The organism is Pseudomonas sp. NPDC098740, assembly GCF_044760065.1.
Taxonomy (GTDB): domain Bacteria; phylum Pseudomonadota; class Gammaproteobacteria; order Pseudomonadales; family Pseudomonadaceae; genus Aquipseudomonas; species Aquipseudomonas rossensis.
On sequence record NZ_JBIWAM010000005.1, the window covers coordinates 295,741 to 312,689 of the forward strand.

The 16,949-nt window shown below is 59.0% G+C and carries 19 protein-coding genes; 8 read left to right on the forward strand and 11 right to left on the reverse strand.

Annotated features, from left to right (window positions below):
- Nucleotides 1-29: 29 nt before the first annotated feature.
- The gene (locus tag ACIQU2_RS08920) at nt 30-788 is read right to left on the reverse strand and encodes a Nif3-like dinuclear metal center hexameric protein (RefSeq protein ID WP_403140042.1); all 759 of its coding nucleotides are present in this window, start codon (nt 786-788) and stop codon (nt 30-32) included.
- Between the two features lie 102 nt (nt 789-890).
- Between ACIQU2_RS08920 and algW the strand changes: the two genes are divergently transcribed.
- The 3 genes from algW (at nt 891) to ACIQU2_RS08935 (ending at nt 5,010) form a co-directional block, all read left to right on the forward strand.
- Complete coding sequence (gene algW, locus ACIQU2_RS08925; RefSeq protein ID WP_347803013.1) at nt 891-2,051, forward strand: Do family serine endopeptidase AlgW; 1,161 nt, start codon at nt 891-893, stop codon at nt 2,049-2,051.
- Nucleotides 2,052-2,160: 109 nt separating this feature from the next.
- Complete coding sequence (locus tag ACIQU2_RS08930) at nt 2,161-4,266, forward strand: TonB-dependent siderophore receptor (protein WP_403140044.1); 2,106 nt, start codon at nt 2,161-2,163, stop codon at nt 4,264-4,266.
- Between the two features lie 12 nt (nt 4,267-4,278).
- On the forward strand, nt 4,279-5,010 hold the full coding sequence (locus tag ACIQU2_RS08935; RefSeq protein ID WP_403140045.1) for a DUF4198 domain-containing protein: 732 nt from the start codon (nt 4,279-4,281) through the stop codon (nt 5,008-5,010).
- Nucleotides 5,011-5,134: 124 nt separating this feature from the next.
- Here the strand turns inward: ACIQU2_RS08935 and hisC are convergent, their stop codons facing one another.
- The 10 genes from hisC to ACIQU2_RS08985 form a co-directional block, all read right to left on the reverse strand.
- Entirely contained in the window at nt 5,135-6,187 is a 1,053-nt protein-coding gene (gene hisC, locus ACIQU2_RS08940) for a histidinol-phosphate transaminase (protein ID WP_403140046.1), read from the reverse strand.
- A gap of 2 nt (nt 6,188-6,189) precedes the next feature.
- Complete coding sequence (gene hisD, locus ACIQU2_RS08945; RefSeq protein ID WP_403140048.1) at nt 6,190-7,527, reverse strand: histidinol dehydrogenase; 1,338 nt, start codon at nt 7,525-7,527, stop codon at nt 6,190-6,192.
- Between the two features lie 126 nt (nt 7,528-7,653).
- Nucleotides 7,654-8,289 (reverse strand): ATP phosphoribosyltransferase, encoded by a 636-nt coding sequence (gene hisG, locus ACIQU2_RS08950; protein WP_007901570.1) that lies wholly within the window; start codon nt 8,287-8,289, stop codon nt 7,654-7,656.
- Nucleotides 8,290-8,418: 129 nt separating this feature from the next.
- Nucleotides 8,419-9,684 (reverse strand): UDP-N-acetylglucosamine 1-carboxyvinyltransferase, encoded by a 1,266-nt coding sequence (gene murA, locus ACIQU2_RS08955; RefSeq protein ID WP_046045865.1) that lies wholly within the window; start codon nt 9,682-9,684, stop codon nt 8,419-8,421.
- A 22-nt stretch (nt 9,685-9,706) separates the two neighbouring features.
- The gene (locus tag ACIQU2_RS08960; RefSeq protein ID WP_007912386.1) at nt 9,707-9,946 is read right to left on the reverse strand and encodes a BolA family protein; all 240 of its coding nucleotides are present in this window, start codon (nt 9,944-9,946) and stop codon (nt 9,707-9,709) included.
- Nucleotides 9,947-10,059: 113 nt separating this feature from the next.
- Nucleotides 10,060-10,365 carry a lipid asymmetry maintenance protein MlaB gene (locus ACIQU2_RS08965; RefSeq protein WP_403140049.1) on the reverse strand — a complete coding sequence of 102 codons (306 nt, stop codon included), beginning with the start codon at nt 10,363-10,365 and terminating at the stop codon, nt 10,060-10,062.
- A complete protein-coding gene (locus tag ACIQU2_RS08970) occupies nt 10,362-11,018 on the reverse strand; it encodes an ABC transporter substrate-binding protein (RefSeq protein WP_347803525.1) in 657 nt (218 codons plus the stop codon). The genes ACIQU2_RS08965 and ACIQU2_RS08970 overlap by 4 nt, the downstream gene beginning before the upstream one ends.
- An 11-nt stretch (nt 11,019-11,029) precedes the next feature.
- Nucleotides 11,030-11,497 (reverse strand): outer membrane lipid asymmetry maintenance protein MlaD, encoded by a 468-nt coding sequence (gene mlaD / locus ACIQU2_RS08975; RefSeq protein WP_131061201.1) that lies wholly within the window; start codon nt 11,495-11,497, stop codon nt 11,030-11,032.
- Nucleotides 11,497-12,294, reverse strand: a complete 798-nt coding sequence (mlaE, locus tag ACIQU2_RS08980) for a lipid asymmetry maintenance ABC transporter permease subunit MlaE (protein ID WP_347803526.1) — start codon at nt 12,292-12,294, stop codon at nt 11,497-11,499. Before mlaE ends, mlaD begins: the two co-directional genes overlap by 1 nt.
- The gene (locus ACIQU2_RS08985) at nt 12,294-13,103 is read right to left on the reverse strand and encodes an ATP-binding cassette domain-containing protein (RefSeq protein ID WP_008150748.1); all 810 of its coding nucleotides are present in this window, start codon (nt 13,101-13,103) and stop codon (nt 12,294-12,296) included. Before ACIQU2_RS08985 ends, mlaE begins: the two co-directional genes overlap by 1 nt.
- A 276-nt stretch (nt 13,104-13,379) precedes the next feature.
- Here ACIQU2_RS08985 and ACIQU2_RS08990 point away from each other — a divergent pair, with 276 nt between their 5' ends.
- Genes ACIQU2_RS08990 through lptB form a run of 5 tightly spaced genes read left to right on the forward strand, consistent with a single transcriptional unit; the run spans nt 13,380 to nt 16,718 of the window.
- On the forward strand, nt 13,380-14,354 hold the full coding sequence (locus tag ACIQU2_RS08990; RefSeq protein ID WP_008150750.1) for a KpsF/GutQ family sugar-phosphate isomerase: 975 nt from the start codon (nt 13,380-13,382) through the stop codon (nt 14,352-14,354).
- The gene (locus tag ACIQU2_RS08995; protein WP_033057989.1) at nt 14,354-14,878 is read left to right on the forward strand and encodes an HAD family hydrolase; all 525 of its coding nucleotides are present in this window, start codon (nt 14,354-14,356) and stop codon (nt 14,876-14,878) included. Before ACIQU2_RS08990 ends, ACIQU2_RS08995 begins: the two co-directional genes overlap by 1 nt.
- Nucleotides 14,879-14,885: 7 nt before the next feature.
- Nucleotides 14,886-15,458, forward strand: coding sequence for an LPS export ABC transporter periplasmic protein LptC (gene lptC, locus ACIQU2_RS09000; protein WP_046045857.1), 573 nt, complete (start codon nt 14,886-14,888; stop codon nt 15,456-15,458).
- Nucleotides 15,445-15,993, forward strand: coding sequence for a lipopolysaccharide transport periplasmic protein LptA (lptA, locus tag ACIQU2_RS09005; RefSeq protein WP_283182962.1), 549 nt, complete (start codon nt 15,445-15,447; stop codon nt 15,991-15,993). The genes lptC and lptA overlap by 14 nt, the downstream gene beginning before the upstream one ends.
- Nucleotides 15,993-16,718 (forward strand): LPS export ABC transporter ATP-binding protein, encoded by a 726-nt coding sequence (gene lptB / locus ACIQU2_RS09010; RefSeq protein WP_347803527.1) that lies wholly within the window; start codon nt 15,993-15,995, stop codon nt 16,716-16,718. Before lptA ends, lptB begins: the two co-directional genes overlap by 1 nt.
- The last annotated feature ends 231 nt before the right edge of the window (nt 16,719-16,949 follow it).

Here is a 16,949-nt window from a genome sequence, read left to right on the forward strand (position 1 = left end):
TACACAGGGGAATGCATTGGTTCAGGAAATCAGATGGGGTTCGGGCAATCGATGAAGATGTGCTCAAGGGCAAAACGCCGCGCCAGATAATCCCCCAGCGCCTGCACGCCATAGCGCTCGGTGGCGTGATGGCCGGCGGCGATGAAGCTGATGTTGTTTTCCCGGGCGCTGTGGAAGGTCTGTTCGGACGCCTCACCGCTGAGGTACAAGTCGACGCCAGCCAGCACGGCCTGATCGATGTACCCCTGACCGCCACCGGTGCACCAGCCAACGCGGCGAATCATCTCGCTGCCTTCAATCAGCAACGGCTCGCGCCCCATGACTTCTTGTACGCGACGGGCAAAATCGCGGGGCGTCACCGGCTCGCTCAATGAACCGACCAGGCCGACCACTTTGAGATTGTCCGGATCCAATGGGCCTTCCACAGTGATATCGAGCTGACGGGCGAGCTGAACGTTATTGCCGACTTCCGGGTGCAGATCCAGCGGCAGATGGTAGGACAACAGGCTGATATCGTGCTTGAGCAGGGTTTTCAACCGACGCTGTTTCATGCCGGTAATGCACGGATTCTCGCCTTTCCAGAAATAACCGTGATGCACCAGCACCAGGTCGGCGCTGGCTTCCACAGCGGCGTCGAGCAACGCCTGGCTGGCGGTGACGCCACTGACGATGCGCATGACCTGCGGCCGACCTTCGACCTGCAACCCGTTGGGGCAGTAATCGGCAATCTTTGCACTGTTAAGGTAACGGTCGGCTTCTTCGACCAGGGTGCTCAGGGCGACGGCCATAAAAGACTCCTAAATATCCCGTTCAGAGGCACGCTTCGCCTCGTATAATGCGCGACATTATGGGCGGTCTCATACCGCCTGCAACCTCTCAGGACGTGCTTAATGCTCAAGGCGCTGCGTTTTTCCGGCTGGCCGCTGTTGGCCGGCGTGCTTATCGCTCTATTGATAATCCAGCGTTACCCGCAGTGGGTCGGGCTCCCAAGCCTTGACGTCAACATGCAGCAAGCCCCGCAAACCACCACCATGCAACAGGGTCCGGTGTCCTATGCCGACGCGGTGACCACGGCCGCGCCGTCGGTGGTCAACCTGTACACCACCAAAGTCATCAACAAACCGAACCATCCGCTGTTCGAGGATCCGCAGTTCCGCCGCTTCTTCGGCGACAACTCGCCCAAACAGAAGCGCATGGAGTCGAGCCTCGGCTCCGGCGTGATCATGAGCCCGGAAGGTTACCTGCTGACCAACAACCATGTGACCAGCGGCGCCGACCAGATCGTGGTGGCGCTCAAGGACGGTCGTGAAACCCTGGCCCGAGTGATCGGCAGCGACCCGGAAACCGACCTCGCGGTCCTGAAGATCGACTTGAAGAATCTCCCATCGATCACTGTCGGGCGCTCCGACAACATCCGCATCGGCGACGTGGCTTTGGCCATCGGCAACCCGTTCGGCGTCGGCCAGACCGTGACCATGGGCATCATCAGCGCCACCGGGCGCAATCAGCTGGGCCTGAACAACTACGAAGACTTCATCCAGACCGACGCTGCGATCAACCCTGGCAACTCCGGCGGTGCGCTGGTGGATGCAAACGGCAACCTGACCGGCATCAACACGGCGATCTTCTCCAAGTCCGGCGGTTCGCAGGGCATCGGTTTCGCAATCCCGGTGAAACTGGCCATGGAAGTGATGAAGTCGATCATCGAACACGGCCAGGTGATTCGCGGCTGGCTCGGTATCGAAGTGCAGCCGTTGAGCCAGGAACTGGCGGAATCGTTTGGCCTGTCGGGGCGCCCGGGCATTGTGGTCGCGGGGATTTTCCGTGACGGTCCGGCGCAGAAGGCCGGCCTGCAACTGGGTGACGTGATCCTCAGCATCGACGGCGAACCGGCCGGCGATGGTCGTCGTTCGATGAACCAGGTCGCGCGGATCAAACCGACTGACAAGGTCACGATCCAGGTGATGCGCAACGGCAAAGAGCTCAAGCTCACGGCAGAAATCGGTCTGCGTCCGCCACCCGCGCCGATCAAGGAAAAAGAAGGAGAGTAAGCGGTAGGAGCTGCGCCCTCAGCCGCTCCATAACTCCGAAGCTGTTAACAGCAGACATTCTCATTAGGCATGTTATATTGTTTCAATATCACTATTGGAACAACATAACATGTCGTCTCGAACAATGGCTTCCCTCGCAAGCCTGGCCCTCGGTTTGCTGGGGGATCCGGTCTTCGCCGAAGAATCGCAAACCGTTGAACTGGACGCCATCAGCGTCACCTCCGACTACGAATCCCCCACCGGCCCGGTCAAGGGTTACCGCGCCACGCGCTCTTCCAGCGCAACCAAAACCGACACGGCCATTCGCGATATCCCGCAATCGATCAGTGTGATTCCCGTCAGTGTGCTCAAGGATCTGGGCAGCACCAGCGTCGAGCGCGCCCTGGATTTTGCCGGTGGCGTGTCGAAGCAGAACAACTTCGGCGGCCTGACGCTCTACGAATACAGCGTGCGCGGCTTCACCACTTCGGAGTTCTACAAGGACGGTTTCAGCGCCAACCGCGGCTATCCAAGCACGCCGGACGAGGCCAACATCGAACGCATCGAAGTGCTCAAAGGCCCGGCCGCCAGTCTCTATGGTCGTGGCGATCCGGGCGGTACGGTGAACATCGTCACCAAGAAACCCGAGCCCGAAGCCTTCACCACACTGCAAACCAGCGCCGGCAGTTGGGATCGCTATCGCACCGCCGTGGACGTCAACACACCGCTGGATGATGACGGCAACGTTCTGTCCCGGGTGAACCTGGCCGTCGAGGACAACCACAGTTTCCGCGATCATGTCGACAGCCAGCGTGTGTTCGTCGCGCCCTCCTTCAGTTGGCAACTGAACCCGGACACCAGCCTGTTGGTGGAGAGCGAATTCGTTCGCCACAGCTCGACATTCGATCGAGGTATCGTCGCGCCGAACAATAAATGGAGCGGCGTCTCCCGTTCGACCTTCCTTGGCGAACCCAATAACGGCAACATCGACAACCACAACAATCTGCTGCAAGCCGCCCTCGAACATCAGCTTAACGACCGCTGGAAACTTCGCCTGGCCAGCCATTACAAGGAAGGCAAACTCTGGGGCTTCGCGTCCGAAAATCGTCCCTTGAACGCCGATGGCCATACCATCAACCGTCGCTACCGCGAGCGCGATACCAACTGGCATGACAGCATCACCCAACTCGAACTGCGCGGTTTGTTCGACATCGGCAGTTGGCAGCACGAACTGCTGATCGGCAGCGAATACGAGAATTTCCGCAAGAACGAACGGGTCACGACCATTGCCGGCGGCCCGTACGCCATCGATATCTATCGACCGATATACGGCCAGCCGAAACCCAATGGCGCACGCTCCGGGACCAACCTCTTCGAGCATGTCGAAAGCCAGGCACTGAACCTTCAGGACCAGATAGTTTTCACCGATAAACTGCGCGGCATGCTCGGTGCGCGCTTCGAACATTTCGAACAAAGCATCGACGATCACAGCCGCAACACGACCAGCCGCCAGCGCCACGATGCCCTGACCCAGCGGGCCGGCCTGCTCTACCAACTGACGCCCGAAGTAGGGCTGTTCGCCAACGCCTCCACTTCGTTCAAACCGAACAACGGCCTGGATTCCGCTGGCAAATCCTTCGACCCGGAAGAAGGCGTCGGTTATGAAGTCGGGATCAAGAGCGAATTGTTCGACGATCGTCTGGGTACCACCCTCGCCGCCTTCCAGATCGAAAAGGAAAATGTCCTGGCGCTCGACCCGAGCACCGACTCCAGCCGCGCCATGGGCAAGGCCCGCAGCCAGGGATTCGACCTGCAAGTCACCGGGCAAGTAACCGATGCTGTACGAGTGATAGGGGCCTTCGCTTACATCGACGCCGAAGTCACCCAAGGCGACAAGGTGATTCCCACCGGCAGCCGAATTCTCGGCGTGGCCAAACGCAGCGGCAGTTTGTTGGGCGTTTATGAATTTCAGGACGGCCATTTGCGCGGTTCGGACCTTGGTGCAGCGTTCACCTATGTCGGCGATCGCTCAGGTGAAGCCGGCAGCGATTTCGAACTGCCGGCCTATCACACCGTCGACCTGCTGGCCCATTACAAGGCCAGCGAAAATGTCACCGTGGGCCTGAACCTGAACAACCTTTTCGACGAGAAATACTTCGAGCGCTCCTACAGCAACTACTGGGTCAACCCCGGCGAGCCGCGCAATTTCACCGTCAGCCTGACACTCAACCTGTAAAAGGACGTCACCATGCAACATCTCAAATCCCTGGCGCTACCCGGTCTGCTGCTCGGCCTGTTATGTGCCAGCCAAGTCTCGGCCCACGGTCTCTGGACCGAACAACGTCGTGGCAACATCGAAGTCATCTACGGCCACGGCGCCGAAGATAACGCCTTCAAGGCGCAGAAAATCAGTGGCGCGTGGGCTTATGACGTCGGCGGCAAAATGATCCCGGTGAGCGTGCAACGCCTGGCCGACCACGCCCGCCTGCAGCCTTTGAAACCACCGGCGGTGATGGCCGTGGCGCTGAACAACGGCATGTGGTCGCAGACCGCGGATAAAAAATGGATCAACGAAGGACGCAGCAAAGTGTCGGGGGCCATTGAGTCGACCCAGACCTTCAAGTACAGCCTGGCGATATACCAGCCGGGGGCAAAACTGCCGAAGCTCGATCAGATGAAATTGCTGATTCTGCCGGAGGTTGATCCGCTGACCGTCGGGCCGGGTAAATCGTTGCCGGTTCGAGTGCTATTGGACGGTAAGCCGGCGGCGGGTGTGAAGTTGGTGGGCGACTATCGCAGCGCGCCGAATACCTTGAGCACCGAGACCGACGCAGAAGGTCGGGCGCAAGTATTGGTGCGTAATGAAGGATTGAATGTGATTGCGGCGCAGATGGAGATTCCGCTGAAGGACAACCCGGATGTGGCGACCCGCGGGGTGTTTAGTTCGTTGACGTTCCTCGGCGAAGCGCATCACGAATAAAAGCCCCCCCAAAACAACTGTGGGAGCGAGCTTGCTCGCGATGAGGCCATAACATTCAGCATCTATGTTGAATGTCAGACCGCCATCGCGAGCAAGCTCGCTCCCACAGGATCGGGGGGTATCTTTAGAGGTCGCCGAGGCCGTCGATCAGCGCCTGATTCTGCTCCGGTGTGCCAATCGAGATCCGCAGGAACTGGGCAATCCGCTCCTGCTTGAAGTGCCGAACGATCACACCTTGCTCGCGCAACTTCGCCGCCAGCGCTGCCGCATCGTGTTTCGGATGACGGGCGAAGATGAAGTTCGCCGCCGACGGCAACACTTCAAAGCCCTTCGCTTCCAATTGCGTAACGACCCATTCACGATTCTCGATGACCAACCGGCAGGTCTTGTCGAAGTACTCACGATCTTCGAGCGCTGCGGCTGCACCGACATTCGCCAGACGATCCAGCGGATAGGAGTTGAAGCTGTTCTTGATCCGCTCCAGCGCCTCGATCAGGTCAGGATGCCCCACCGCCAGACCCACCCGCAGGCCCGCCAATGAACGGGACTTGGACAGGGTCTGGGTCACCAGCAGGTTCGGATAACGATCCACCAGACTGATCGCCGTCTCACCGCCGAAATCGATGTAAGCCTCATCGACCACGACCACCGAATTCGGGCTGGCCTTGAGGATTTGCTCCACGGCATCCAGCGCCAACAGGCAGCCCGTCGGTGCGTTCGGATTCGGGAAGATGATCCCGCCGTTCGGCTTGGCGTAGTCTGCCGGGTTGATCTGGAACTGCTCGTCCAGCGGCACCGCGTCGAAGGCGATGCCATACAACCCGCAGTAAACCGGATAGAAGCTGTAGCTGATGTCCGGGAACAGCAGCGGCTGATCGTGTTGCAGCAAACCGTGAAAGATGTGCGCCAGGACTTCATCGGAACCGTTGCCGAGAAACACCTGATTGCTCTGCACGCCGTAGTACTTGGCGACTGCTTGCTTGAGCACATCACTGTTCGGGTCCGGGTACAGACGCAAATTGTCGTTCAGTTCGGTCTGCATCGCCGCCAAGGCTTTTGGCGATGGTCCGTACGGGTTTTCGTTGGTGTTGAGCTTCACCAGCTTCGCCAGTTTCGGCTGCTCGCCCGGTACATAAGGCACCAGATTCTTGACGAACGGGCTCCAGAATTTACTCATGTTCACTCCCCCTGCTCTTCATTAAAGAGCTCGTCAACGATGCGGTATTCGGCGCTGCGCGCGTGAGCGGTCAGCGACTCGCCACGGGCCAGCACGGAAGCGGTTTTGCCCAGTTCCGACGCACCCTGCTCGGAGCAGAAGATGATCGACGAACGCTTCTGGAAGTCGTACACACCCAGCGGCGAGGAGAAACGCGCGGTGCCGGAGGTTGGCAACACGTGGTTCGGACCGGCGCAGTAGTCGCCCAAGGCTTCGGAGGTGTGGCGGCCCATGAAGATCGCGCCAGCGTGGCGAATCTTCGGCAGCCAGGCCTGCGGATCAGCAACGGACAACTCAAGGTGTTCCGGTGCGATGCGGTTGGCCACTTCGATGGCTTGGTCCATGTCGCGGACCTTGATCAGCGCACCACGGCCATTGATCGACGTTTCGATGATCTCGGCGCGTTCCATGGTCGGCAGCAGTTTGGCAATGCTGGCGGCGACCTTGTCGAGGAACTCGGCGTCCGGGCTGACCAGAATCGCCTGGGCGTCCTCGTCGTGCTCGGCTTGGGAGAACAGGTCCATGGCGATCCAGTCCGGATCAGTCTGGCCGTCGCAGACCACGAGGATTTCGGATGGGCCGGCGATCATGTCGATGCCGACCTGGCCGAACACGTGGCGCTTGGCGGTGGCGACATAGATGTTGCCCGGACCGACCACCTTGTCGACCTTCGGGACGCTTTCGGTGCCGTAAGCCAGCGCGGCGACCGCTTGAGCGCCGCCGATGGTGAACACGCGGTCCACGCCGGCGATGCAGGCTGCGGCCAGCACCAGCTCGTTGATTTCGCCACGAGGCGTCGGCACCACCATGACCACTTCGGTCACACCGGCCACCTTGGCCGGAATCGCGTTCATCAGTACCGAGGACGGATAAGACGCCTTGCCGCCCGGTACATACAGGCCGGCGCGATCCAGCGGCGTAACTTTCTGGCCCAGCACGGTGCCGTCGGCTTCGGTGTAGCTCCAGGAATCCTGCTTCTGTTTCTCGTGGTAGCTGCGTACTCGGGACGCGGCTTTTTCCAGCGCTTCACGCTGAGGCACGGTGATTCGGGTCAGGGCCAGTTCCAGGCGCTCACGAGGCAGGATCAGGTCCGCCATGGACGCGACCTGCAGGCCGTCGAACTTCTGGGTGAATTCCACCAGCGCCGCATCGCCACGCTCGCGCACGGCCTTGATGATGTCCAGCACTCGCTGATTGACCGAGTCGTCAGACACACTTTCCCAGCTCAGCAGATGATCCAGATGATGTGCGAAATCCGGGTCAGCAGCGTTGAGTCGGCGAATTGCAGTCGGTGCGGTCATAGCGAGAGCCTCATAGAATTGGCAAAAACTCAGGCGCCCTAACTTAGCAGTCGTTTCCGCTTGGGCACCTGAGAATTCTGGCTATGAGGCGGATAGACGGGCGCGGTTTATGGCCGCGCGGGTGAGTCAGCCGCGGTGTCGAGACTCCACTGCCTTGCGCAGGGTGTCGATCAACGCCTGGATACGGGCATGCTGCATTTTCATCGAAGCTTTGTTCACGATCAGCCGGGAGCTGATGTCGGCAATGAAATCCTGGGGTTCCAGACCATTGGCGCGCAGGGTGTTGCCGGTGTCGACCACGTCGATGATCTTGTCTGCCAGACCGATCAGCGGCGCCAGTTCCATCGAGCCATAGAGCTTGATGATGTCGACCTGACGGCCCTGTTCGGCGTAGTAGCGCTTGGCAACGTTGACGAACTTGGTCGCCACACGCAGGCGGCCCTTGGGCTCGACATCGCCGACACGGCCGGCGGTCATCAGCTTGCAGAGGGCAATTCGCAGGTCCAACGGCTCGTACAAACCCTGGCCGCCATACTCCATCAGCACATCTTTACCGGCGACGCCCAGGTCCGCGGCACCATGTTCGACGTAAGTCGGCACATCGGTGGCGCGCACGATCAACAGACGTACATCGGCCTGGGTCGTGGGGATGATCAGCTTGCGGCTCTTGTCCGGATTCTCGGTCGGCACGATGCCCGCTTCAGCCAGAAGCGGCAGGGTGTCGTCAAGGATGCGGCCCTTGGACAGTGCGATGGTCAACATGGGAAACGTCAGTCCTTATCAGGCTACTGATGCCCGGTCGCAAATGGCGCCGGACACACATCGAGGGCGCAAACACCCTCGACTTGAAACGAAACCAACGGGCACGTCCCTGTGCCCATGCAACAGAAACTAGCCCGGTACGCGGCGGATCTTGGCGCCGAGCATCTGCAGTTTCTCTTCGATGCACTCGTAACCACGGTCGATGTGGTAGATGCGGTCGATCAGGGTGTCACCCTCAGCGATCAACGCCGAGATCACCAGGCTGGCCGAAGCACGCAGGTCGGTGGCCATGACTGGCGCGCCCTTGAGCTTTTCGGTACCGGTGACGATGGCAGTGTTGCCTTCGACCTGGATCTTGGCGCCCATGCGGTGCAGTTCGTAAACGTGCATGAAGCGGTTTTCGAAGATCGTCTCGATCACAGCACCAGTGCCTTCGGCAATGGCGTTGAGGGAGATGAACTGCGCTTGCATGTCGGTCGGGAATGCCGGGTACGGAGCGGTGCGCACGTTAACGGCTTTTGGCCGCTTGCCGTGCATGTTCAGCTCGATCCAGTCTTCGCCGCAGGTGATTTCGGCACCCGATTCCTTGAGTTTCTCAAGAACGGCTTCGAGGATGGTCGGATCGGTGTCCTTGACCTTCACACGACCGCCGGTCACAGCAGCTGCGACCAGGTAAGTGCCGGTCTCGATACGGTCAGGCATCACTTTGTAAGTGGTCGGGTGCAGACGCTCGACGCCATCGATGGTGATGGTGTCAGTGCCGGCGCCAGTGATCTTGGCGCCCATGGCGATCAGGAAGTTCGCCAGGTCGATGACTTCAGGCTCGCGAGCGGCGTTTGCCAGAACGCTGCGGCCCTTGGCCAGAGCGGCCGCCATCATGATGTTTTCGGTACCGGTCACACTGACGGTGTCGAAGAAGAAGTGCGCACCGCGCAGGCCACCTTCAGGCGCCTTGGCCTTGATGTAGCCGCCTTCGACGTCGATGACCGCGCCCATGGCTTCGAGGCCACGAATGTGCAGGTCAACCGGACGCGAACCAATGGCGCAACCGCCAGGCAGTGCGACTTCGGCTTCACCAAAACGCGCAACCATCGGGCCCAGCACCAGGATCGACGCACGCATGGTTTTCACCAGTTCGTACGGAGCGATCAGGGTCTTGATGGTGCGCGGGTCGATTTCGACGCTGAGTTTCTCGTCGATCACCGGCTCGATGCCCATACGACCGAACAGCTCGATCATGGTGGTGATGTCGTGCAGGTGCGGCAGGTTGGCAACAGTCACCGGGCCATCGCACAGCAAGGTTGCAGCCAGGATCGGCAGGGCAGAGTTCTTTGCCCCGGAGATGCGGATTTCGCCATCAAGACGAACGCCACCGGTAATTATCAATTTATCCATAAGAATCTCGACGCCCTTGGGCTCAGGTGCGCTCGGCCCAGGCCGCGCTGCTGAAAAATTTCATAGTGACCGCATGGATGCTGCCATCGGTGATCCATGGGTTCAAATGGGCATAGATCTGCTGCTGACGCTTCACCGGGCTCAACGCCGCCAGTTCATCGCTAATCACGTTCAGCTGAAAGTTGCAGCCTTCGCCCTCGACTTCTACTAGGGTTCCTGGCAGCTTTCCTTCAAGGAAGCTCTTCACTTCTACGGCCTGCATGCTCAACCTCAATCGGCGCCCTGTGCGCGCGGGTCGGACATCATACAAAAAAGCCCCGCGCCTGCGAACCCCGCGAAGCAGGACTCTGACGGGGGGCTTCTTCATAGATGCGGTTAGGGATGCGCCAACAGCTCGGTCATTTCGCTGACCTGAGCGATTTCGCGCATGTCTTCTGGCATCCCGCGGATGCTCAGCGCCTTGCCGGCCGCCTCTGCATCACGCATGAAGCACAGCAGCAGCGACAAGCCGACACTGCTGGACTTCAACACTGCCGAGCAATCGACCACCAGAGCCGCGGCCTTGCTGGATTTAATCAGCACCTGCCCCTGCTTGCGCAAACCGGGGCCAGTGCGGTAATCCAGCATGCCGCTAAGCGTCAGCTCGCCGGATTCGCTCATGCGAATGGCCGACACACTCATTGAGCTTGCGTCTCAGTGGTTTGCTTCTGGCTGGTTTCCTTGGCTTTGGCGACTTCCCCGGCCCAACCATTGATGGTCTTGTCCAGGTCGTTACCATTGCGCTGCATCGCATCAGCGAACTGATCACGGAACAACTTGCCGATGTTAATGCCGTTGATGATTACGTTACGCAGTTTCCACTCGCCACTGATCTTTTCGAGTGTGTAAGACACAGGAAAGATCGCACCGTTGGCACCCTTGACCGTCATGGCAACGCTTGTACGGTCTCCCGACTCATCCTTGGCAGGGTCGACGACGATCCCCTGATTGTTGTACTCGAGCAAAGCGTTGCCATAAAACTGGAACAGACCCTTTTTGAAATTTTCTTCAAAGGTCTTCATCTGCGCAGGCGTGGCTTTGCGTGAATACTTGACCGTCATGATGCTTTTGGAAATGCCTTCGGCATCCACCACAGGCCCGACGATGGTGTTCAGCGCGGTATAAAAATCTTGCGGATCTTGTTTGTACTTTTCTTTGTTGGCGGCAAGATCCGCCAGCAACCGGGTCGTGGTGTCCTGTACCAGATCGTGCGCCGAAGGCGCCGCCACGGCGTTAGCCACCAACGGCAGGGCTGCGAGTAATACCAACAGGCCACGTCGCAAGGTAGAGATCATTCAAAAGCTCCTCATTTGGCGTCTTTGCTTACGGTATTGAGCAGAAATTTACCGATCAGGTCCTCAAGCACCAACGACGACTGCGTGTCGTGGATGGTTGAACCATCCTTGAGCAAGGTTTCTTCCCCGCCCACGCTGATACCGATGTACTTCTCGCCCAACAGACCAGCGGTCAGGATAGATGCAGTGGAGTCAGTCGGCAGGTTATCTACGCGCTTTTCCAGCTGCATGGTCACTCGACCGGTGAAACTGTCGCGGTCCAGATCGATCGCCGTGACCTTGCCGATGGTCACACCGGCCATGGTCACTTTAGCTCTGACAGTCAAACCGGCGATATTGTCGAAATACGCGTAAGTTTTATAAGTATCGGTGGTTGCGCTCGGGGACAGGCCACTCACCCGCAACGCCAGCAACAGCAAAGCCAGGATGCCAGCCAGCAAGAAAAGGCCGACACCGATTTCCAGGGTGCGGTTTTGCATCAGAAATCTCCAAACATCAAGGCGGTCAGAATAAAGTCCAGGCCGAGTACGGCCAAAGAGGCATACACCACGGTCTTGGTAGTGGCACGACTGATCCCCTCGGAAGTGGGCTCGCAGTCATAGCCTTGGAATACGGCGATCCAGGTCACGACAAAGGCGAAAACAATGCTTTTGATGATGCCGTTGAGCACATCGTCAGCAAAGGTCACGCTGTTCTGCATATTCGACCAGTAGGAACCTTCATAGACGCCCAGCCAGTCGACGGCCACCCATGAACCACCCCAGATGCCCACCACGCTGAAGATTATCGCCAGCACAGGAAGGGAAATGAAGCCGGCCCACAGGCGGGGGGCAATGATGTACTTGAGCGGGTCAACACCAATCATTTCCAGACTGGACAACTGCTCGGTGGACTTCATGTTGCCGATTTCGGCAGTCAATGCCGAACCGGCGCGCCCGGCGAATAACAACGCCGTGACCACGGGCCCCAGTTCGCGCAACAGCGTCAGGGCAACCATCTGGCCGACCGCCTGCTCCGAACCGTAGCTGGATAGAATGTTGAAGCCTTGCAGCGCCAGCACCATGCCAATGAATACCCCGGAGACCACGATGATCACCAGGGACATTACGCCCACCGAATGCAGTTGCTTGATCAGCAAGCCAAAACCGCCGCCAATGCCGCCACGGCCAAGCAAGGCATGAAACAGGAATATCGCCGAACGGCCGAACACCCCCAGCACGTCAATGCCAGAGTGGCCGAACCGGCGAACCCGTTCTATCAGTGAAATCTTGCGCATCAACGCTGCCCCAGAAGATCTGCGCGGTAATCCGTCGCTGGAAAGTGATAGGCGACCGGACCGTCAGGCTCGCCTGTCATGAATTGACGGATGCGTGGTTCCTGCGAGTTCATCAGTTCCTCGGGAGTGCCCTGCCCCAACACCTGGCCTTCGCCGACGACATAGATGTAATCGGCGATGCTCGCGGTCTCGGCCAGGTCGTGGGAGACCACGATACTGGTGATGCCCAGCGCATCGTTGAGCAGGCGGATCAGGCGCACCAGCACACCCATGGCGATGGGGTCCTGGCCGACAAAGGGCTCGTCATACATGAGGATTTGCGGATCGAGGGCAATCGCCCGGGCCAGAGCGACACGACGCTTCATGCCGCCGGACAACTCGTCAGGCATCAGGTCGATGGCGCCACGCAAGCCCACGGCCTGCAATTTGAGCAGGACAATGTCCCGGATCATTTCTTCCGGCAGTTCGGTATGAACGCGTAGCGGAAAGGCGACGTTCTCGAACACATCGAGATCGGTGAACAGTGCACCACTCTGAAACAGTACGCCCATGTGCTTTCGCGCATCGAACAGATCACTGCGCGACAGCTTCGGCAGATTCTGCCCGTTGACCCAGACTTCGCCTTTGGTGGGGCGCAACTGTGCACCCATCAGCCGCAACAGCGTAGTCTTGCCACACCCGGAAGGCCCCATGATGCCGGTGACCTTGCCGCGCGGGATGCGTATATCGACGTTATTGAAAATGCTGCGCGTTCCGCGCTTGAAGGTCAGTCCCTTCAGCTCGACCGCGTAGGCTTTATCGGCACTCATCTAAACTCCTTGCGATGCAGCCTCTCACTCGGACGCCTGACTTTCTGGCGAAAGCACATACCTCCCGGGCAGGCCGAACTGGCGGCGAACTATATCACTGCAAAGGCCAAGCGCCCAAGGCCCACGCCGGGCCATATTGAGCAACATGACGGGGCAAAAGCTTCTATTTAGGCGTATTCGGTAACAGGGAATGACAAAGCGCGACGAACTTGCGTGAGGGTTTCGATCATTACCGTTATAATCGCCGCCTTTTCATCAGGCTATACGATTTCTGACATGAGCCAATCCAGCGACCTGATTCAATCAGCACAACGCACCATCCGCCTCGAACTGGAAGCCGTACAAGGCTTGTTGCCCCGTATCGACGCAGATTTCGTACGCGCTTGCGAGATGATTCTGGCCAGCAAAGGGCGCGTGGTCGTGGTCGGCATGGGAAAATCGGGGCACATCGGCAACAAGATCGCCGCCACCCTGGCCAGTACCGGCACCACGGCTTTTTTCGTGCACCCGGCCGAAGCCAGCCACGGCGACATGGGCATGATCACCCGCGACGACATCATCCTGGCACTGTCGAACTCCGGCTCCACCAATGAAATCGTCACCCTGCTGCCGCTGATCAAGCGCCTGGGCATTCAATTGATCAGCATGACCGGCAACCCTGATTCACCGCTGGCGAAGGCTGCCGAGGTCAACCTCAACGTGCACGTCGAGCACGAAGCCTGTCCGCTCAACCTGGCACCGACCTCGTCGACCACTGCCGCGCTGGTCATGGGCGACGCCCTGGCCGTTGCGCTGTTGGAAGCACGCGGTTTTACCGCTGAAGATTTCGCTTTTTCCCACCCCGGCGGCGCACTTGGCCGACGCCTGCTGCTGAAAGTGGAAACCGTCATGCACGCCGGCGCAGAACTGCCCCAAGTGCAACGTGGCACGCTACTCAAGGACGCCTTGATGGAAATGACCCGCAAGGGCCTGGGCATGACCGCGATTGTGGAGGCCGACGGCAAACTGGCCGGGATCTTCACCGACGGCGACTTGCGCCGCACCCTTGATCGGACCATCGACATCCACCATACGACCATCGACGAGGTCATGACTGTTCACGGCAAGACCGCCCGGGCCGATATGCTGGCAGCCGAAGCCCTGAAAATCATGGAAGACCATCGAATCAACGCGCTGGTAGTGGTGGACAAGGAGGACCGTCCGATCGGCGCCTTCAACCTGTCCGATCTGCTGCGTGCAGGAGTAATGTGATGAGCACCGACCTGTTGCAACGCGGCAAGAACATCAAACTGGCGGTTTTTGACGTCGATGGCGTACTGACCGACGGACGCCTGTACTTCCTCGAAGACGGCAGCGAATTCAAGACGTTCAACACCCTCGACGGCCAAGGCATCAAGATGTTGATGGCAGCCGGTGTGCAGACCGCTATCATCAGCGGCCGCAAGACCCCGGTGGTCGAGCGACGAGCGAAGAACCTCGGTATTCCACACGTGTACCAGGGGCGCGAAGACAAACTGGTGGTGCTCGACGAGCTTCTTGCCCAACTCAACCTAAGCTATGAGCAAGTCGCCTATCTCGGCGACGACCTGCCGGACCTGCCGGTGATTCGCCGCGTCGGCCTGGGCATGGCGGTGGCAAACGCTGCCAGTTTCGTCCGTGAACACGCCCACGGCATCACCCAGGCCCGCGGTGGCGAGGGTGCCGCTCGCGAATTCTGCGAATTGATCCTGCGCGCCCAGGGCCGCCTTGATGCGGCCAACGCCGCGTACCTGTGAGCCAACTATGCTGAGCAAAAAGATTCGCAAATTCCTGGTGTTCGGTTGCATCGCAGCGATATTCGCGGCGGTCGGCTACTGGAACATCAGCCCGGAACGCTTCCTCGATCAGCCGGCGGCAAAGATCGATGAAACCGCGATCGACTATTACGCGATCAACGCACACAGCGTGCAGTACCTGCCGGACGGCAAACTGCAATACGAAATGACGTCCGACAAGGTTGAACACCTGAAAGCCACCGAAGTGACGCTGTTGACCAATCCCGACCTGAACATGTTCCGCGGCACCGAGTTTCCGTGGCACGTCCAGAGCGAGCACGGCGAAGTGAATCCCGACGGCACTCAGGTCGAACTGATTGACTCGGTGCGCATCACGCGCTTCGACGAGAAAAACCGCAAGACCCTGATTACCACCACCCGCATGACAGTGTTCCCGCAGCAGCAATATGCGCAGACCGAGCAACCCGTTAGAATCGACGGCGCTGGTGGTGTGTCGACTGGCAAGGGAATGAAAGCGTATTTGAAAGAAAGCAGGATACACCTGCTATCTAACGTAAGAGGACAGTATGAGGCTCGTTAAAACCCTCCCTATTTTGCTCGGTCTGAGCGCAGCACTGGGAAGCGTGAGCGCCTGGGCTCTGCCGAACGATCAAGAGCAGCCTATCCGCATCCAGGCCGACGATGCCCAACTGGACGACAAGAATGGTATTGCCACCTATAAAGGTGACGTGATCATTACCCAGGGCTCGATGATTGTTAAAGGCAATACTGTGACCATCACCCGCACCCCGGCCGGCGACATCGACGTGGTGACTTCGGTGGGCAATCTGGCCTACTTCGAGCAGATGCAGACGGCTGGCGACACCAAGCCGGTTCAGGGCTACGGAGTGACCATCCAGTACCACGCCTCGCAAAACCGCGTCGTATTGATCGATCGTGCCAAAGTCATCGACAAGGACAACAACGTCACCCAAGGCGAGAAAATCGTCTACGACACGGTCAAAAAGCTTGCGAGCGCCGGTCGCGCGACGGGCAACAAGGTCACCGAGTCGCGTCCGCGCATCGACATGGTGATCCAGCCGAAGAAGAAAACCGACGAGCAAAAGGCCCAGTAATGGCAACTCTGAAAGCTCAGCATCTGGCCAAGAGCTACAAGAGCCGCCAGGTCGTGCGTGACGTCAGCCTGTCGATCGACAGCGGTCAGATCGTCGGCCTGCTAGGTCCCAACGGCGCCGGCAAGACCACCTGCTTTTACATGATTGTCGGCCTGGTACAGGCCGATCAGGGCCGCGTACTGATCGACGACCTGGATGTCAGCCACCAGCCTATGCACGGTCGTGCGAAGGCCGGTATCGGCTATCTTCCGCAAGAAGCATCGATCTTCCGCAAACTCTCGGTAGCCGACAACATCATGGCGATCCTCGAGACCCGCAAGGAACTTGACAAGGTCGGTCGTCGCAAAGAGCTGGAAAGCCTGCTGCAGGAATTCCACATCAGCCACATCCGCGACAACCTCGGGATGAGCCTGTCCGGTGGTGAACGCCGCCGTGTGGAAATCGCCCGAGCACTGGCCACCAACCCGAAATTCATCCTGCTCGACGAACCGTTCGCAGGCGTGGACCCGATTTCGGTGGGCGACATCAAGCAGATCATCTATCACCTCAAGGCCAAGGGCATTGGGGTGCTGATCACTGACCACAACGTCCGTGAAACCCTGGATATCTGCGAAACCGCCTACATCGTCAACGATGGTCAGCTGATCGCCGAAGGTGACTCTGCCACCATCCTGGCCAACGACCTGGTCAAGGAAGTGTATCTGGGCCATGAGTTCCGCCTGTAAGCACTGAGGTGTCTGGCTGGTTGCTCGGGCGCTTGTCTCGATAAAAAATCAACATTTTTTTATTGTTACAGCGCTCTAGGCAAACGCTGCAGTTTCGGGCATATAATTTGCTTATGTTTGGCGCTCCGGCGCCCTGTAGTGGATGGCGCATGTGCGCCGGCGAATAAGGTGTTAAGCCCCTGCCATGAAACCATCGCTAGTCTTGAGAATGGGCCAGCAGCTGACGATGAC